Source organism: Streptomyces flaveus (genome assembly GCF_014647675.1).
Classification (GTDB): Bacteria; Actinomycetota; Actinomycetes; order Streptomycetales; family Streptomycetaceae; genus Streptomyces; species Streptomyces flaveus.
Genome location: NZ_BMPQ01000008.1, coordinates 248,950 through 265,686, shown reverse-complemented (window position 1 = coordinate 265,686; position 16,737 = coordinate 248,950). Strand labels below are relative to the sequence as shown.

The window sequence follows — 16,737 nt, the reverse complement described above, 5'->3', positions numbered from 1 at the left end:
AGCGCTTACGCCCCCTCGACCCCCGTCACAGGCTGTATCTCGTCCGCGTGCTCCCCGGTCACCAGGTACACCACCCGGTTCGCCACCGACACCGCATGGTCCGCGAAGCGCTCGTAGTAGCGGCCCAGCAGCGTGACGTCGACGGCCGTCTCGATGCCGTGCTTCCAGCGGTCGTCCATGAGGTGCTGGAAGAGGGCGCGGTGCAACGTGTCCATCGCGTCGTCGTCCTGCTCCAGCTGGAGCGCGAGGTCGACGTCCTTGGTGACGATGACCTCCGCCGCCTTCGCCATCAGGCGCTGAGCGAGCTGGCCCATCTCCAGGATCGTGGCGTGCAGGTCCTGCGGGACCGCGCGCTCCGGGAAGCGGAGGCGGGCGAGCTTCGCGACATGCTGGGCCAGGTCGCCCGAGCGCTCGAGGTCCGCGCTCATCCGCAGCGACGTGACCACGATCCGCAGATCCGTCGCCACCGGCTGCTGCCGCGCCAGCAGGGCGATCGCCCGCGCCTCGAGCTCGTGCTGGAGATCGTCGACCTTCTGGTCGCCCGCGATCACGGTCTCCGCCAGCTTCAGATCGGAGTCGAGGATCGCCGTCGTGGCGCGCCCGATCGCCGACCCGACGAGCCGGGCCATCTCGACCAGGCCCTCGCCGATCGAGTCAAGTTCCTCGTGGTACGCGTCGCGCATCAGGATGTCCCTCTCTTACGTCAGCTTCCGGATCTCGTACACGGATCCTCGTACATGGTTTCCCATGCAGGTTTCCCGTGCGGGAGTCCAAGGGGCTCGCGTACCCCACGCTTCCACGATCCGGCCTGAACGCGTCCGTTTCCGCCACCTCAAATGAACCATCTCTATCACCCAGGTGAACTATGGGCGACATCGCACCTCGCCGCCGGTATGCCTTCCGTGAGGCCGCTCGCAGTAAGTGAACCGACACGGTCTCCACGGTGAACTCTGGGCGACGAGTGCTCGAGCTGGCACTCTGGGCGCTGTAAGGGGGGCGTACGTCATGCCTAACCTGGAGCCATGGACGTGAACGCGGCGGTCGCCGCAGCGGCAGCGATCGCCGGTGTGCTCACCGGCGTCATCGCCATGCTGGCGTTCCGCTGGAGCGAGCGCGAGCAGAAGCGGCCGACGCGCACCTCGCTGCACACGGACCCGGTGCTTCCGCCGGGCGTAGACACGGTCCTGTCCGTGCTCCGCTCCTCCGCCGTCGTGCTCGACGAGGCCGACGCCGTGGTGAAGGCCAGTTCCGCCGCGTACGCCCTCGGTCTCGTGCGCGGCGGGAAACTCGCCGTCGAGCCCATGCTGCAGATGGCCCGCGACACCCGTCGCGACGGCGAGATACGGCAGGTCGAGCTGGACCTGCCCCGCCGCGGCACCGGCCGCGGGGAAGCCCTCGCCGTGTCCGCCCGCGTCGCCCCGCTGGGCTCCCGCCTCGTACTCCTCCTCGTCGAGGACCTCACCGAGGCCCGCCGCATCGAGGCCGTACGACGCGACTTCGTCGCCAACGTCAGCCACGAACTCAAGACCCCCGTCGGCGCGCTCAGCCTCCTCTCCGAGGCGGTCATGGGCGCCTCCGACGACCCGGAGGCCGTGGAACGCTTCGCCGGACGCATGCAGATAGAGGCCACCCGCCTCACCAACCTCGTCCAGGAACTCATCGACCTCTCCCGGGTCCAGAACGACGACCCCCTCGAGGACGCCGAGCCCGTACGCGTGGACGAACTCGTCGCCGAAGCCATCGACCGCTGCCGCCACCAGGCCGGCACCAAGCAGATCACCATGGCCGCCAATGTGGGAGGCGGGCCCATGGGGGCCTCGGACGAGGACGGCGGCGGGCGACAGGCGGACACCGCAGACCTGCAGATCTGGGGCAACCGCGGCCAGCTGGCCGCCGCCCTCGGCAACCTCGTCGAGAACGCCGTGAACTACTCGCCCGCCCGTACGCGCGTGGGAATCGCCGCGCGCCGGGTCCCCGCGCCCGGCGGAGACCTCATCGAGGTCGCCGTCACCGACCAGGGCATCGGCATCTCCGAGAAGGACCGCGAGCGCGTCTTCGAGCGCTTCTACCGCGTCGACCCGGCCCGCTCCCGCCACACCGGCGGTACGGGGCTGGGCCTGGCGATCGTCAAGCACGTGGCTGCCTCGCACGGCGGGGAGGTCACGGTGTGGAGCTCCGAGGGTCAGGGCTCCACCTTCACCCTCCGGCTGCCGGAGGCGGGCGTGGCCCGCGACCGCGCGACCGACCACATGTCCGGACTCGCCGACGACGTCGACGACGGGCCGCCCGACGGAACGACCACCGTCACAACCCCCACAACATCCCCGTACGAATCGCTTTCTGCCCCGGAGGTCCTTCCGTGACCCGAGTGCTCGTCGTCGAGGACGAGGAGTCCTTCAGCGACGCCCTGTCCTACATGCTCCGCAAGGAGGGCTTCGAGGTCGCCATCGCGACCACCGGGCCCGATGGCCTCGACGAGTTCGAGCGCAACGGCGCCGATCTCGTCCTGCTCGACCTGATGCTGCCCGGACTGCCCGGCACCGAAGTGTGCCGCCAGCTGCGCAGCCGCTCGAACGTCCCGGTGATCATGGTCACCGCCAAGGACAGCGAGATCGACAAGGTCGTCGGCCTGGAAATAGGAGCCGACGACTATGTGACCAAGCCCTTCTCCTCACGCGAGCTGGTCGCCCGCATCCGCGCCGTACTGCGCCGCCGCGGCGAGCCCGAGGAGGTCACTCCCGCCGCACTGGAGGCCGGCCCGGTCCGTATGGACGTCGACCGCCACGTGGTCACCGTCTCCGGCTCCAAGGTCGACCTCCCCCTCAAGGAGTTCGACCTCCTGGAGATGCTGCTGCGCAACGCGGGCCGCGTGCTGACCCGTATGCAGCTCATCGACCGCGTCTGGGGCGCCGACTACGTGGGCGACACCAAGACCCTCGACGTCCACGTCAAACGCCTCCGCGCCAAGATCGAGCCGGACCCGGGCGCGCCGCGGTACCTGGTGACGGTCAGAGGCCTCGGGTACAAGTTCGAGCCGTAAACCGAACCTCTCGCACGCTGAGCACGACGAAGGGCGGGAACCCTGGCAAGCGCCGGGGGTCCCGCCCTTCGTGCGTACGAGACTTCCGTGGCCGTACGCCGCTCAGCCGTCCGCTCAGTCCTCCCCGACCGCGTCGCCGCCCTCGGGAGCCGTGGGCGTCACGCTCTGCGAGGCCGCGTCAGTGGCGCCCTGCCCGGCTTCGCCCGCTCCGGCCTCACCGGCCCCCGGCTCGGCCGACGGGGACTGGGACGGAGACCCAGTGGGGCTCGGGCTCCCGGACCCCTCGGAACCCGGCGCCTGGGGAGTCTCGGACGGCCCCCACTCGGCGTAGAAGCCGTCGGCCGGGACGACGAACGCCCGCAGCTTCACCTCACCCGTCTCACTGAAGGAGAAGGTGACCGGCTGCGCGTCACCGTCCTCCAAGGCCTCGCTGCTGCCGGTCACCACGGCGGAGGCGTTGCCCTTTCCGCCGAGGATCACCGAGCCGTCGGCCGGGACCGTGATCGGGCCGGTGCCCTCTGCGGGCCTGAGCGTGACGGGGTCCTCGACGCCCTCCACGCGGATCGACTCCAGCGTCTCGTCGCTCCCGCCGTTGTTGAACAGGGTCGCGGAGATCGCGGCCGGGCCCGTCGACTCAGGGTCGGGCTGGGTGATCACCACGGCGTTCTGGATCTCGATGTCGCCGACGCTGGTCGCGGCGTGGTCCGGCTTGATCTCCAGCGACTGGGCGTTGTTTCCGGCGCCGCACGCGGCGAGCGAGGCGATCGAGAACGCGATGGCGGCGGCGGCGAGGGCGCCGCGTCGAAGGCTGCTGCTCACGGCGGCGGCAACTCCTTGAACGTGGGCGGAGCAGGGCGGCCTACTTGTTAAAGCCGCCCTAAGGGTCTGTCAGCGGCTCAGGTTACCGATCCGCCACTGCGCCCCCGCACCCGACCCTCCCCAGCTCTCGACTTCGCTCGAACCGGGGGACCCCCACCTACGGTTCTCCCGCCCCCGTCACGATCGTCGCGCCGAGGGCGCGCCCCTCGTATCGCTCCGCCATGTTTCTGCAACAAAGAGCACGCGAGCCACGTTGACAACATTTCCCATAAGGAATGCGTTCAGGGGTCCGTAAGAGAATTGATCTTCGGTCTGTCGTGATCAATTCCGGATTCGTCTCGTACCCGCCCCCGATCACCGAACGGAGTAGCGCAAGTCCCACCCTCGGAACCCGACAAATCTGGACGTTCGGCCACGCGGGGAAGCCTGTGAAGCGTTGTAACGGGCGGGTTTCGCCTCCCTCGAGGAACCGCTCCGACCTGCGAATACCCCCTTCCGTCGCCTCCTCGAAGCACGTTCCTGTCGCTGTTGTCAAGCCCCGAGATGTGCCCTGACCTGCGAAAACGCCATTCAGAAGATGCGGTTCTCGTGTTACTCTGGATAGCCACGGAAGGGGTACCTGTCACATGACGTTCAAGGTTGGCGACACCGTGGTCTATCCCCATCACGGGGCCGCGCTGATCGAGGCTATCGAAACTCGTCAGATCAAAGGCGTGGACAAGACCTACTTGGTGCTGAAGGTCGCCCAGGGCGACCTGACGGTGCGTGTGCCAGCGGACAATGCGGAGTTCGTCGGCGTGCGTGATGTGGTCGGTCAGGACGGGCTGGACCGGGTCTTCGAAGTGCTGCGCGCGCCGTATGCCGAGGAGCCCACGAACTGGTCGCGTCGTTACAAGGCAAATCTCGAGAAGCTCGCCTCCGGCGATGTCATCAAGGTCGCGGAAGTCGTCCGTGACCTGTGGCGTCGTGAGCGCGAGCGCGGACTCTCCGCCGGCGAGAAGCGCATGCTCGCCAAAGCTCGGCAGATCCTGGTGAGCGAGCTCGCCCTCGCGGAGAACACGAACGAGGACAAGGCCGAGGCCCTGCTCGACGAGGTCCTCGCGTCCTGACGCCCGTCACTCTCTGATCGCTTCCGACCAGAAGCGAAACGAGCAGTTCGGCGTACGCAATTGAAATGCCGCGGTGCCCGATGACGTAAGTTCTGTCGCCGGGCGCTGCGGCATGCTCGTACCCAGGACACCGTACGACCGTACTCCGGAGGCTGGGTAATGAATTTCCGGCCGCCGACACTTGGCGTGCCGGGCCCGGGCAGCTGGCTCGACCAGATGTCACGGAAGGGTCCCCGGTCAAGGCGTCGCGCCCGGCACGCTGAGGCCATACCCACACGGGCCCGGTCGTCAAACCGGCGCGAACCGGCGGGTCAAACCGGTGCGCGCCGGGCGGCGTTCGTGGGCGCCGGATTGACGCCCGGTGGACGCCGGACCGACGGCAGGACGTGACCGTACACACCCCCGTACGCACCCGTACGTACACACACCCGACAGGGAGCCGATGTCTGACGATTCACGCCGTTCCGGGGCCGGTACCGCGGCCGTGATCCCGGCCGCGGGTCGAGGCGTGCGCCTCGGCCCGGGCGCCCCCAAAGCGCTGCGCGCGCTGAACGGCACTCCCATGCTCATCCACGCCGTACGCGCGATGGCCGCGTCGCGCGCCGTCTCGCTGGTCGTCGTCGTGGCGCCGCCCGACGGTGCCGCCGAGGTCAAGTCGCTCCTGGACACGCATTCGCTGCCCGAGCGGACCGACTTCCTCGTCGTGCCCGGCGGCGACACCCGGCAGGAGTCCGTGAAGCTCGGCCTCGATGTGCTGCCGCCCGGCATCGACATCGTGCTCGTGCACGACGCCGCCCGGCCGCTGGTGCCCGTCGACACGGTCGACGCGGTCATCGAGGCGGTACGGGACGGGGCCCCCGCCGTCGTACCGGCGCTGCCTCTCACGGACACCGTCAAAGAGGTCGAGCCGCGTACCGACGGCTCGCCCGAGCCGGTCGTCGCCACTCCCGAGCGGGCGCGGCTACGGGCCGTACAGACCCCGCAGGGCTTTGACCGGGACACCCTGTTGCACGCCCACGAGACCGTCACGGACGGGGTCACCGACGACGCGAGCATGGTCGAGCAGCTGGGCAAGCCCGTCGTGGTCGTGCCGGGGCACGAGGAGGCGTTCAAGGTCACCCGGCCGCTCGATCTGGTGCTGGCCGAGGCGGTACTGGCGCGGCGGAGGGCGAACGATGGCTTCTGAGGCGCCCCTGCCCTTCGTGTTGCCGCAGGTCGGGATCGGTACCGACGTTCACGCCTTCGAGGAGGGGCGGGAGCTGTGGTGCGCCGGGCTGAAGTGGGAGGGCGAAGGGCCGGGGCTCGCCGGGCACTCCGACGCGGACGTCGTAGCGCACGCCGCCTGCAACGCGCTCTTCTCCGCCGCCGGGCTCGGTGACCTCGGCGCTCACTTCGGTACCGGGCGGCCCGAGTGGTCCGGGGCGTCCGGCATCACGCTGCTCACCGAGGCGGCCCGTATCGTCCGTTCCGCCGGCTTCACCATCGGCAACGTCGCCGTTCAGGTCGTCGGGCCTCGGCCCAAGATCGGCAAACGCCGCGACGAGGCGCAGAAGTTGCTCTCCGATGCGGTGGGGGCGCCTGTGTCGGTCTCGGGCGCCACGACGGATGGGCTCGGCTTTCCGGGGCGCGACGAGGGGTTGCTGGCGGTCGCTACGGCGTTGGTCGTACGCACTGGCTGAGCGGGGTCCCTCCGGGGGAAGGGCGGTGGGGTTCGTTGTTGGGTGCGGGTGCGTGGGTGGTTGCTCGCGCCGTTCCCCGCGCCCCTTGGGTGGGTGGGGGGTGCGGGGTCGTGGGCCGGTGCGTCAGCCCGTCGCAGGGCGGGCATACGGCCCTGGCCTGGTACAGGGTGCGGGTTCTCCGAGACCGGAGCTACGCGACGGGCATACGACGCACCGGCCCACGCCCCCTCCCGCCGGAGGGCAAGTGACGGGTCCGTCGGGGCTGGCGGTGAGTGGAGCCGCAGGCTTTTGCTTTTAGGGGCGCGGGGAACTGCGCGACCAGCCACCCACACACCCGCACCCACCAAACCGCCGGAGGCAACCCGCCCAACCCCCGGAGGGACACCCACTACCCTTAGAGCCGTGACTATTCGTCTGTACGACACCAGCGCCCGGCAGATCCGTGACTTCGTCCCGCTCACAGCGGGCTGTGTCTCGATCTACCTGTGTGGTGCCACCGTGCAGGCCGCCCCGCACATCGGGCACGTCAGGTCGAACCTGAACTTCGACATCCTGCGCCGCTGGTTCGCGTACCGGGGCTACGACGTGACGTTCATCCGCAACGTCACGGACATCGACGACAAGATCATCAGAAAGGCCGCGGAGCAGAACAGGCCCTGGTGGTCGATCGGTTACGAGAACGAGCGGGCGTTCAACGACGGCTACGAAGCCCTCGGCTGCCTGCCGCCCACGTACGAACCCCGTGCCACCGGCCACGTCACCGAGATGGTCGAGATGATGCGCACGCTCATCGAGCGCGGGCACGCCTACGAGGCCGACGGCAACGTCTACTTCGACGTACGTTCCCTGCCCGGCTACCTCGCCCTCTCCAACCAGGATCTGGACGACCTGCGCCAGCCCTCCGAGGACGGCGAGACCGGCAAGCGGGATCCGCGTGACTTCGCCATGTGGAAGTCCGCCAAGCCGGGCGAGCCGAGCTGGGAGACGCCGTGGGGGCGGGGGCGGCCCGGCTGGCACCTGGAGTGCAGTGCCATGGCGCACAAGTACCTGGGGTCCGTCTTCGACATCCACGGCGGCGGGATCGATCTCATCTTCCCGCACCACGAGAACGAGATCGCGCAGGCCAGGGGCTTCGGCGACGAGTTCGCCAAGTACTGGGTGCACAACGCCTGGGTCACCATGAGCGGCGAGAAGATGTCCAAGTCGCTCGGCAACTCCGTGCTCGTCAGCGAGATGGTCAAGCAGTGGCGGCCCATCGTGCTGCGCTACTACCTCGGCACCCCGCACTACCGCTCCACCATCGAGTACAGCGAAGACGCCCTGCGCGAGGCCGAGTCGGCGTTCGCGCGTATCGAGGGCTTCGTCCAGCGGGTCGTGGAGATGGCGGGGAGGCCGGTCGAGCCCGCGGCCGACGTGCCGCCCGCCTTCGCCGAGGCCATGGACGACGACCTGGGAGTGCCGGGGGCCCTCGCCGTCGTGCACACCACCGTCCGGCAGGGCAACAGCGCGCTGGCCGCCGACGACAAGGACGCGGCCGTCGCCCGGCTCGCCGAGGTCAGGGCCATGCTCGGCGTCCTCGGCCTCGACCCGCTCGACGCGCACTGGGCCGGCGAGAGCGACCAGAGCCAGGACCTGCACGGGGTCGTCGACAGCCTCGTACGCCTGGTCCTCGACCAGCGTGAGGCGGCCCGGTCCCGCAAGGACTGGGCCACCGCCGACGCCATCCGCGACCAGCTGGGCCAGGCCGGCCTCGTCATCGAGGACAGCCCCACCGGCCCGCGCTGGACGCTCGGCCCGCGCTGAGCGTTCCTTGATCCTCGGTCGATTCCTTGATCGATTGTGCCGCCCGGCCTTCCGGGCGGCACACTTCATAGACGTACGACACTTTCAGAGACGTACACACGCACGCTTTCTCACAGACAGGTAGGTCATGGCCGCTAACAACCGCCGCATGTCCGGCAAGAAGGGCGCGCAGGTCGGCAGTGGCGGCCAGCGACGCCGGGGCCTGGAAGGCAAGGGCCCCACCCCGCCCGCCGAGATGCGCAAGGGGCACAAGAAGAACCGCGTCGCCACCGCCAAGGCGAAGCAGACCGCCCGCCGCCCCGCCCCCAAGGGCCGTGGCGGCAAGTCCACCTCCGAACTCGTCGTCGGCCGCAACCCCGTCGTCGAGGCGCTGCGCGAGGGCGTGCCCGCGACCATGCTCTACGTCCAGCAGTTCATCGACAACGACGAGCGGGTGCGCGAGGCGCTCCAGCTCGTCGGCGAGCGCGGCGGCATCCACCTCATGGAAGCCCCCCGCCCCGAACTCGACCGCATGACCAACGGCCTCAACCACCAGGGCCTCGTCCTGCAGATCCCGCCGTACGAGTACGCGCACCCCGAGGACCTCGCCGCCGCCGCGTACGACGCGGGCCAGGACCCGCTGATCGTCGCGCTCGACGGCGTGACCGACCCGCGCAACCTCGGCGCCGTCGTCCGCTCCGTCTCCGCCTTCGGCGGCCACGGAGTCGTCGTACCCGAGCGCCGCGCCGCCGGCATGACCGCCGGCGCCTGGAAGACCTCCGCCGGCACCGCCGCCCGTACGCCCGTCGCCCGCGCCACCAACCTGACGCGCACCCTGGAGGCGTACAAGAAGGCGGGCATCATCGTCGTCGGCCTGGCCGCCGACGGCGAGCTCGAACTCGGTGACCTGGAAGCCCTCGGCGGCCCCGTCGCCATCGTCGTCGGCAGCGAGGGCAAGGGCCTGTCCCGGCTGGTCGGCGAGACCTGCGACTACCGTGTACGGATTCCCATGCCGGGCGGTGCCGAGTCGCTGAACGCCGGTGTGGCGGCGGGAGTTGTGCTGTACGAGGCGGCTCGGCGGCGCGCCTGACGGCAGGCGGGGTGATCTTGACGGAGTCCGGACAGATCGGGGCGGTCAAGGCAGTGTCCTAACGACACGTCACTCGGTTAGATGAGTGTGGACACCAGAACACCCCGCACACCCACGGGGGACCGCACGTCGGGCTTCGACGACGCTCCCGCGCTGAGCATGGTGAAGGTGCCGAGCGATCCGGCGCAGGTCATCGTCAATCATGCGAGCTTCCGCGTGCAGCTGGGCACCGCGTCCCGTACGCGGTCCCCGGGCGCCGCACGCCACTTGAGCTCCGCCGACCCCTCGCGCAGGTCCGCCATCGGCACGGCCGCCGGCACCCGCCGCCGCGCCCCTGTCGTCTGGAGCGGGAAGTCCGCACCCGACGACACCGGCGCCACCCGCCTGCTGCAGGCCGCGCGGAGCACCAGCGTGCACCACGGCGCCGCGGACCCGACGGGCGACGCCGGCGCGACCCAGGTCATCCCGCGCCTCGACCACGACAGCGACCGATACGACGACAGCGGCTACGACCGCAACGGCTACAGCGGCGCCGGATACGGCGGATACGACACCGACGCCACCGTCGCGACCCCCACCATCGGCGGCCCCCGCACCCCCATCCTTCCGCAGATGCGCACAGCGGGCAGCGCGGACGACGAGTACGACCAACACCCGTACGCAGAGGACGAGTTCGAGGCCGACGCATACGACGACGAGACCGACGAGGACGGCCGGCCCGGGCGACACCACGCCAACCCGGTACGGCACGCGTACTACCCCGGCCGCCGGATGAACCTCGGCGTCGTCCTGTTCCCGCTGCGCCTCATCCTCGGCTTCATCTCCATCTACGCCGGCATGGGCAAGCTCTGCGACCCGCACTACTTCGACGGCGGCAAGCGCGGCTCCATGGTCAAGTGGCTCAACTCGCTGCATCCCTGGGAAGTTGCCGAACCCCTGCGCCAGTTCGCTCTGGAGCACCCCGTCGGCTCCGGACTCCTCATCGCCTTCTTCCAGGTCATCGTCGGCGTCCTCACCGTTCTCGGCCTGTGGCAGCGGGCCGCCGCCGTCGTCGGCGCGCTGCTCTCGGCCGCGCTCCTGATCACCGTCGGCTGGAAGAGCGTCCCCGCCTACGACGCGACCGACATCATCTACCTCGCCGCCTGGACCCCGCTGATCATCGCGGGCGCCCCCGTCTACTCCGTCGACGGCCGCCTCGCGGGCGGCGCCTGGCGCAGGCTCGGACCGCGCGCCGACATCTGGGACCTGCGCCGCTACGTCCTGCGCCGCGGCGCCCTCGTCGCCACCGTCGTCGTCGGGCTCACACTGCTCGTCGGCTCGATGCTCGGCGGCGCCGTCCGCGACGCCGACCGCGTGGTCGTCCCCGGCCCCGGCGAGGCCCCGCGCAACGAACTCCCCGGCTCCCCGCTCCCCGAGGAGTCCGGCGAGGACCGCCGCTCGGAGAGCCCCTCGGCCGCCAACTCGCCCACCCAGGGCGCGACTTCGGACAGCCCCTCCGAGAAGGACGCCACAAACACCCCGGGCGCCTCCCGCGAGTCGGCCACCGCGGGCGCCGACCGGCCCAGCGAAACCCAGGGCACGGGCCAGGTCCCGCCCGCCCAGCAGACGGCACCCCCCGCCGAGGCGCCCAGCACCAGCGCGGGCCCGTCCTCCTCGGGCGGCGCCGGCACGGGCGGAACGGGGTCCCCCGGAGGCACGGGCGGCGGCGGCGGCTCGGGTGACGGCTCCGGTGGTTCCGGTGGTGGGGGCGGCGGCTCGGACGAAGGCAGCCTTGTGGGCGGTCTGCTCGGGTAGCCGCTCGGGTAACGGCCTTTCGCCGGTACGCAGTCGGGGCCCCGCACTTTCACGAGTGCGGGGCCCCGATGACGTACGTACGAAGAAGTCGCCTACGTACGAGAAGGGAACTGCAAGCTGTGAGCCGCGAGGAGCACGCGGCCGGGGTCAACGCCCCAGTGCCGCCAGCTCCTTCGCCGCCTCCGTGAGGTCCTTCGCGGTGTCGATGGCGCGCCAGTACGCGCCCTGCGGGATCGGACAGCCGAACAGGCGGCGCTCGCGGGCCAGTCGCGGGAACGTGGTGCGCTCGTGGTCGCCGAGGTCGGGCAGCAGGTCGGTGAACTCGGGGGAGAAGACGTAGACACCCGCGTTGATCTCGTACGACGTCGGCGGGGACTCGATGAAGTCCGTGATGTGACCGAAGTTGTCGGTCTCGACGGCGCCCCACGGGATGCGGGGGCGGGCCAGCGCGAGGGTCGCCACCGCGTCGCGCTCGGTGTGGAAGTCCGCCATGTCGCGCAGCGAGAAACGGGTCCAGATGTCACCGTTCGTCGCGAACCAGGGGCGGTCCGGGTGGGGGAGGTGCTTGGCGGCGAACTTGAGGCCGCCGCCGCGGCCCAGAGGCTCCTTCTCGACCACGGTGGTGACACGGACGGGGAGTTCGACCGACTCCAGCCACTGCTGGAGGACCTCGGCGAGATGGCCGCACGAGACGACCACGTCCGTCACACCCTCCTCGGCGAGCCAGGCCAGCTGATGGCCGATGATCGGGGTCCCGGTGCCGGGGATCTCGACCATCGGCTTGGGCCGGTCGTCGGTGTAGGGACGCAGCCGGGAGCCCTGGCCACCGGCCAGGACAACGGCTTGAACGGGGCGCGACGCGGCGCTCGGATGCTTCATGAGCGCACTGTACGTCGCGCCCCGTTCGGGGCCTGCCGGGGCCTGCGTCGGCGCCGGGCCGCGCCACCTGGCCCGTCGTCAGCCTTGCCCGTCGGCGACGCCCGTGGCGAAGGACGTGTCGCAGACGGGGCGGGAGAACGACTGGGCGCGGGACGGGCCGTACTTGGCGACGGCAGCACGGCCCAGCGAGCGGGCGATGGAGGCACAGTGCCTGGCGAGCGACGGGCGGCCGTTCACCGCCTCCTGAAGGTGCGTGAGCGCCACCGTCGCGTCCTTCTCCTGGAGTTCGAGCAGGAGCTGGTCGCGCAGCACGTCCTGGGGAGCGCGGGACGCGGGGCGCGAGGACGCGTTCTCGGCGGAGGCGGCGAGTACCGAGGCCGAGGAGTCGCTCCCCGACCAGGGAACCCGGACGACCGCGAGAGTCCCGGAGAGCACCAGGACGACGGGCAGAACGAGGGCGAGAGTACGGCCGATCCGGTGGGCCGGACCGCGACCGTGCCGCGTCGGGCGGTCGGCGGGGCGGCGGCCGTGTCGCGTCGAGGGGTTAGTGGAGTGCTTCACGCGAGTGAGGGTAGCGTAGAGTGATGATTTGGCGACATTTGGTAATCAATTCGAGCGACGGTCAACGCTCAAATTCGGGCGCGTAGTTGACGTACAGGGATCGAAATGCCCGGTCTGCCGGGGTATTTGTCGACAACGGAACGACGACGAAACGCCGACAAAAGGGGCCCCGCAGCAAGCTGCGGGGCCCCTTCCGTCAACGTGGGCGAATTCACCCGGTACGGGTGCCTTCAGTGCGCGTGCCTCAGTCGGAGAGACGCTCACCCGTGGACGTCGAGAACACGTGGGTCTCGCCCGGCCGCGGCACGACGTGCAGCGTGGCACCCTTCTCCGGGACCGCGCGGCCGCTGACGCGGACGACCAGGTCCTTGAGCTCGTCGCCGAGCTTGGAGCTGCCGTAGACGTAACCGTCGGCGCCCAGCTCCTCGACGACGTTCACCGAGACGGCGAGGCCCGCCGGGGCGTCCTCGGTCTCCTTGGTGAGAGCCTTCGCGGCGCCGCCGTTCTGCTCGACGATGTCGAAGTGCTCCGGACGGACGCCGACCGTGACGGTACGGTCGCCCCGGTCCGCGGCGGCCGAGAGGGCCTCCCGGCTGACCGGCACCACGCTGTTGCCGAACTTCACGCCGCCGTCCGTGATCGGGACCTCGACGAGGTTCATGGCCGGCGAGCCGATGAACCCGGCGACGAACAGGTTCGCCGGCCGGTCGTACATGTTGCGCGGCGAGTCGACCTGCTGGAGCAGACCGTCCTTCAGCACGGCCACCCGGTCGCCCATCGTCATGGCCTCGACCTGGTCGTGGGTCACGTACACGGTGGTGATACCGAGACGGCGCTGGAGACTCGCGATCTGCGTACGGGTGGACACACGCAGCTTGGCGTCGAGGTTCGACAGCGGCTCGTCCATGAGGAACACCTGCGGCTCACGCACGATGGCACGACCCATCGCGACACGCTGCCGCTGACCACCCGAGAGCGCCTTCGGCTTGCGCGCCAGGTAGTCGGTGAGGTCCAGGATCTTCGCCGCGTCCTCCACCTTCTGGCGGATCTCGGCCTTGTTGACGCCCGCGATCTTGAGCGCGAAGCCCATGTTGTCGGCGACCGTCATGTGCGGGTACAGCGCGTAGTTCTGGAACACCATGGCGATGTCCCGGTCCTTCGGCGGCAGATGCGTGACGTCACGGTCACCGATGTGGATCGAGCCGGCGTTGACGTCCTCAAGACCCGCGAGCATGCGCAGGGAGGTGGACTTTCCGCAGCCGGAGGGACCGACGAGGACGAGGAACTCGCCGTCCGCGACGTCGAGTTCGAGCTGGTCGACGGCGGGCTTGTCGCCGCCCGGATAGATGCGAGTCGCCTTGTTGAACGAGACAGTGGCCATGGTGATGGGCCCCCTTCTACCGGCAGGAACGTGCCGGACGATCCGTTGTGGAAGGTGGTGCCACTACGGGTGATTCCGTTGTGGTGTAGTCCACGCAGAGCGGACTGGGTCAGGACGGTACCTGGCGTATGCCTGTTCTGTCAGTAGTCGGGGAGCTGTGAACTTCGTGGAAACTTTCGAGAGGCAGAGCACCGCACTTTTGGCCATACCTCGGGCAAGGGTAGAGCGACCGCCTTTTGGCCTTGCTTAGGGCTTCCTGCTTCATCGCCCACTGCCGACCGCACACAGCCCTGGTGAGCTGCGCACGCCCGGTCTTACGCGGACTCCACAGGCATTCCGGCCGACGGCCCGTCGGTCCGTACCGCACCGGCCGCTCCTACGCGGCCAGCAAACACTTCTCCAGCTCCGACGCCTTGATCACCATCGGCGCTTTCTTCTCCGGTGGTAGGCCGGTTGCCACCAGCCAGTACAGCCGCATTCCCTCATCGCGAAGATTCACGGCGGCATTCACATCACGGTCATGGACCACACCGCACCCCGTGCAGGTCCACTCCCGGACCGAGACATCCATCCTCGGCCCCTTGGCCTGGCAGGCCGAGCACCGTCGGGTCGAAGGAAAGAATCGGTCGACGATCACCAGCGTCCGGCCGTACCACTCACACTTGTACCGCAGCTGCCGCAGCAGCTCACCCCACGAGGCATCGATGATCGCTTCGTTCAGCCGCGCCTTACGACGCTTCCCCTTACCGCGCGCCGCACGCATCAGGTTCACGATGGACAGGTCCTCCACCACAAGCACTTGGTTCTCGCGCACGAGGCGGGTCGTGAACTGGTCCAGCATGTCCCTGCGTACGTCGCTGATGAGCGCGTAGAGGCGTGCGATCTTCTGCTTGACCTTCTCCCGGTTCCTGGATCCCCTCACCTTCTTGTGCAGCTCCCGCTGCAACCGCACCAGCTTCTCCGCATACCGCTTCAACAGCCGCGGATGATCAATCTTCGTCCCATCGTCCAGCGTGACGAGCGACGCCAGACCCAGATCCAGCCCCACCGCCTTCGGCGCCCGCGAACCCGGCACGAACGCGGCGGGCAGCGGCGCTATTCGCTCCTCCACCAGCATGGACACGAAATACCGGCTCGCCCGATCCCGCGTCACCGACAACCGGACCGGGACCGTCCCCGCGGGCAGCGCCCTCGACCAGCGAACGTCCAACGGCTGCGACTGCTTGGCCAGCGTGATCAACCCCGTACCAGGCCGCTCCGGATCCTCCACCCATGTGAAACCCGTACGCACATAAGTCGCCGAATCCCGAGACCGCCCCTTCTTCTTCCGCCGCGGATACCTCGCCACACCCTTGAAGAACCGGCCGAACGCCTGCTCAAGATGCCGCAACGACTGCTGCAGCACCGTCGACGACACCTCCTTCAACCACACCGTCTCCTCGGCCCGCTTCCAGCCGGTCAGCGCCCGGCACGTCTCCGCGAAACCCACGTTCACCCGGTGCTCCTCCCAGGCCATGGACCGCAGAGCCAGCCCCTCGTTGTAGACCCACCGACAGGCACCGAACGTCTGCGCCAGCTGCCCGGCCTGCTCTTCCGTTGGATAGAAGCGGAAGCGGTACAGGCGGTGGTGCGCGTCCGGCTCTTTGGCGTGCCCCTTCAACGGCGTCGCCTTACGCGAGTGGTGCTTGCGACGGTCGCCGATACCGAGCGCCTCACGCTTGATGCGCTTGGCCTCCTCGCCCTTCACCGCTTTCGGCTTCGGCTTCTCCGCCAGCTCCCCCATGATCCGCTCCCCAGCGATCCGATCTCCGCAACAGCACGTCAGACCGATCAACGAACGGGTGTACGGATGGTTACGCACCGTTTTTGGATCGCGTGGAGCGGGGAACTTCGTGGCTTGGGGAAACGGGCTCTGTGTACAGTGGAGCCGCCTTCGCGTACGGCGTTGAAGTGCGCGATGCCTCCTTAGCTCAGCTGGACTAGAGCAGATCACTTGTAATGATCAGGTCGTCGGTTCGAATCCGACAGGGGGCTCCAACAGCATTGATGACCCGCCGGATCCCCCCTCACATGACTTGAGGGGGGACATCCGAGGACAGGAACCCCGCCTCCCTCATCCGCCCCGCCAGCTCCACGAGCCCTGCGGGAGTGTCGTGCAGCAGCAGCCGGAGTCTGAAGCCGTCCGGGTAGGCTCCGGCGTCCTCGTCGTGGTCCTGGACCGTGGCTGCGTCGGAGAGGGACTGGAGGAGGGCCGTGAGGTCCTGGGGTGCCGCGTCGGCCAGCAGTTGGGCGGCGTCCTCGACCAGGATCGTCAGGGGGTGTGCGGGGGGCGGCCCGTCGGGGTCGGAGTGCCAGAGGGCCTTCTCCGAGACGCAGTCGTGGAAGGCGTCCCAGTTGTGGCCGAAGTAGGCGGGGAATTCCAGGGCTCGTGCCCATGTGGAGAACAGCCCCGTCCTGGTGCTGCAGTCGGTGCCGCGGACCACCACCGAGAGGGACTCTTCGGGTTCTCCGGGGGGCTCGTGCACGGTCAGTCGTAGCCAGTTCATGGTGCGGTCCACAGGTTCCTCCGGTTCCCAGGGTTCCTCGGGTGGTGCCGTCGTGCC

Annotated in this window: 15 protein-coding genes and 1 tRNA gene; 9 read left to right on the top strand and 7 right to left on the bottom strand. The window is 69.3% G+C overall.

Features of this window, described 5'->3' with window-relative positions; genetic code table 11:
- Positions 1-5 precede the first annotated feature (5 nt).
- Positions 6-683 carry a phosphate signaling complex protein PhoU gene (gene phoU / locus IEZ21_RS19200; protein WP_033322293.1) on the bottom strand — a complete coding sequence of 226 codons (678 nt, stop codon included), beginning with the start codon at positions 681-683 and terminating at the stop codon, positions 6-8.
- 339 nt (positions 684-1,022) lie between these two features.
- On the opposite strand from phoU, the gene phoR reads away from it, so the two are divergent.
- Positions 1,023-2,363 carry a two-component system sensor histidine kinase PhoR gene (gene phoR, locus IEZ21_RS19195; protein WP_189323126.1) on the top strand — a complete coding sequence of 447 codons (1,341 nt, stop codon included), beginning with the start codon at positions 1,023-1,025 and terminating at the stop codon, positions 2,361-2,363.
- Positions 2,360-3,040: a two-component system response regulator PhoP gene (gene phoP / locus IEZ21_RS19190; RefSeq protein WP_033322296.1), complete on the top strand. Its 681-nt coding sequence runs from the start codon at positions 2,360-2,362 to the stop codon at positions 3,038-3,040. Before phoR ends, phoP begins: the two co-directional genes overlap by 4 nt.
- A 114-nt stretch (positions 3,041-3,154) precedes the next feature.
- Here phoP and IEZ21_RS19185 read toward each other — a convergent pair whose 3' ends face one another.
- Positions 3,155-3,859, bottom strand: coding sequence for a copper chaperone PCu(A)C domain-containing protein (locus IEZ21_RS19185; RefSeq protein WP_189323125.1), 705 nt, complete (start codon positions 3,857-3,859; stop codon positions 3,155-3,157).
- A 626-nt stretch (positions 3,860-4,485) separates the two neighbouring features.
- Here IEZ21_RS19185 and IEZ21_RS19180 point away from each other — a divergent pair.
- From IEZ21_RS19180 to IEZ21_RS19155, 6 genes are all read left to right on the top strand, one after another.
- Positions 4,486-4,968, top strand: a complete 483-nt coding sequence (locus IEZ21_RS19180) for a CarD family transcriptional regulator (protein WP_003953493.1) — start codon at positions 4,486-4,488, stop codon at positions 4,966-4,968.
- A 442-nt stretch (positions 4,969-5,410) separates the two neighbouring features.
- Positions 5,411-6,154, top strand: coding sequence for a 2-C-methyl-D-erythritol 4-phosphate cytidylyltransferase (ispD, locus tag IEZ21_RS19175; protein WP_189323124.1), 744 nt, complete (start codon positions 5,411-5,413; stop codon positions 6,152-6,154).
- Positions 6,144-6,647: a 2-C-methyl-D-erythritol 2,4-cyclodiphosphate synthase gene (gene ispF, locus IEZ21_RS19170; protein WP_189323123.1), complete on the top strand. Its 504-nt coding sequence runs from the start codon at positions 6,144-6,146 to the stop codon at positions 6,645-6,647. The genes ispD and ispF overlap by 11 nt, the downstream gene beginning before the upstream one ends.
- A gap of 402 nt (positions 6,648-7,049) precedes the next feature.
- Positions 7,050-8,450 (top strand): cysteine--tRNA ligase, encoded by a 1,401-nt coding sequence (gene cysS / locus IEZ21_RS19165; protein ID WP_189323122.1) that lies wholly within the window; start codon positions 7,050-7,052, stop codon positions 8,448-8,450.
- A 127-nt stretch (positions 8,451-8,577) separates the two neighbouring features.
- Positions 8,578-9,519, top strand: coding sequence for a 23S rRNA (guanosine(2251)-2'-O)-methyltransferase RlmB (gene rlmB, locus IEZ21_RS19160; protein ID WP_033322303.1), 942 nt, complete (start codon positions 8,578-8,580; stop codon positions 9,517-9,519).
- 81 nt (positions 9,520-9,600) lie between these two features.
- On the top strand, positions 9,601-11,313 hold the full coding sequence (locus IEZ21_RS19155) for a DoxX family protein (RefSeq protein WP_246567890.1): 1,713 nt from the start codon (positions 9,601-9,603) through the stop codon (positions 11,311-11,313).
- A 147-nt stretch (positions 11,314-11,460) separates the two neighbouring features.
- Here IEZ21_RS19155 and IEZ21_RS19150 read toward each other — a convergent pair whose 3' ends face one another.
- The 4 genes from IEZ21_RS19150 to IEZ21_RS19135 form a co-directional block, all read right to left on the bottom strand.
- Positions 11,461-12,192 (bottom strand): nucleotidyltransferase family protein, encoded by a 732-nt coding sequence (locus IEZ21_RS19150; RefSeq protein WP_189323121.1) that lies wholly within the window; start codon positions 12,190-12,192, stop codon positions 11,461-11,463.
- Between the two features lie 78 nt (positions 12,193-12,270).
- Positions 12,271-12,753 (bottom strand): hypothetical protein, encoded by a 483-nt coding sequence (locus tag IEZ21_RS19145; RefSeq protein WP_189323120.1) that lies wholly within the window; start codon positions 12,751-12,753, stop codon positions 12,271-12,273.
- A gap of 244 nt (positions 12,754-12,997) precedes the next feature.
- Positions 12,998-14,134: an ABC transporter ATP-binding protein gene (locus tag IEZ21_RS19140; RefSeq protein ID WP_033322308.1), complete on the bottom strand. Its 1,137-nt coding sequence runs from the start codon at positions 14,132-14,134 to the stop codon at positions 12,998-13,000.
- Positions 14,135-14,510: 376 nt separating this feature from the next.
- Positions 14,511-15,917, bottom strand: a complete 1,407-nt coding sequence (locus tag IEZ21_RS19135; protein WP_189323119.1) for an RNA-guided endonuclease InsQ/TnpB family protein — start codon at positions 15,915-15,917, stop codon at positions 14,511-14,513.
- A gap of 176 nt (positions 15,918-16,093) precedes the next feature.
- Here IEZ21_RS19135 and IEZ21_RS19130 point away from each other — a divergent pair.
- Positions 16,094-16,171 (top strand) — tRNA-Thr (locus IEZ21_RS19130).
- Positions 16,172-16,200: 29 nt separating this feature from the next.
- Here IEZ21_RS19130 and IEZ21_RS19125 read toward each other — a convergent pair.
- A partial coding sequence (locus IEZ21_RS19125) for a barstar family protein (RefSeq protein ID WP_213089320.1) occupies positions 16,201-16,737 on the bottom strand: 537 nt, incomplete at its 5' end.